Annotated in this window: 2 protein-coding genes; both read left to right on the forward strand. The window is 44.7% G+C overall.

Annotated elements, in window-relative coordinates:
• Positions 1–772 (forward strand): tyrosine-type recombinase/integrase (locus ACUU1I_RS20740; protein ID WP_032157112.1); only part of this gene is annotated, 772 nt, incomplete at its 5' end.
• A gap of 20 nt (positions 773–792) precedes the next feature.
• Positions 793–1,027 (forward strand): MerR family transcriptional regulator (locus ACUU1I_RS20745; protein ID WP_449144925.1); only part of this gene is annotated, 235 nt, incomplete at its 3' end.

A 1,027-nucleotide genomic window follows, 5' to 3' on the forward strand; every position in this document is an offset into this window, starting at 1 on the left:
GTTTCAATTTGCAACAGATAATGGTTATACATCAGGAAATCCATTTAACGGTCTGACACCATTAAAAAAGTCCAAGATAGAACCAGATCCCCTCACCCGTGACGAATTCATTCGTTTTATTGAGGCTTGCCGTCATCAACAAACAAAAAACCTGTGGATTATCGCTGTATACACGGGTATTCGTCACGGGGAGCTGGTATCACTGGCCTGGGAAGATATAGACCTTAAAGCGAGGACTATAACCATCCGCCGGAATTATACAAAACTAGGCGAATTCACTCCACCAAAAACTGATGCTGGTACCGGAAGAACAATTCATCTAGTTCAACCAGCTATTGATGCTCTTAAAAGCCAAGCGGAAATGACCATGCTTGGAAAACAGCATTCTGTAGAGGTAAAGCAGAGGGAATATGGGAGAAGTACTGTGCATAAATGCACTTTTGTTTTTAGTCCTCAGGTAATAAAACAGCGGCAGTTTTCCGGACCGCACTATAAGGTTGACTCCATCAGGGAGTCATGGACAAGTATCTTAAAACGCGCAGGTCTGAGACACAGAAAATCGTATCAATCCAGGCATACCTATGCATGCTGGTCACTTGCCGCAGGAGCTAATCCTAGTTTTATCGCAAGCCAGATGGGCCACACAAACGCACAAATGGTATTCAATGTTTACGGAGCATGGATGAAAGACAACAATCACGAACAGATAGAACTTCTTAACAGAAGACTATCTGAAAGTGTCCCATGCATGCCCCATAAGAAAGCGGGGTAAAATAAAAACTTGCAAAATCAATTGGTTTACCTTTAATCCCTGTCACGTTACGCGCGTGGCAGAGGCGTTACGGATTGCTGAAACCGCAACGGACAGACGGCGGTCATCGGCTGTTCAACGATGCCGATATTGACCGGATCCGCGAGATCAAACGCTGGATCGACAACGGCGTGCAGGTCAGCAAAGTTAAAATACTGCTCAGTAATGAAAATGTTGATGTGCAGAACGTCTGGCGCGATCAGCAAGAAACATTAC

It is taken from the genome of Shigella sp. SIG3, assembly GCF_053555855.1.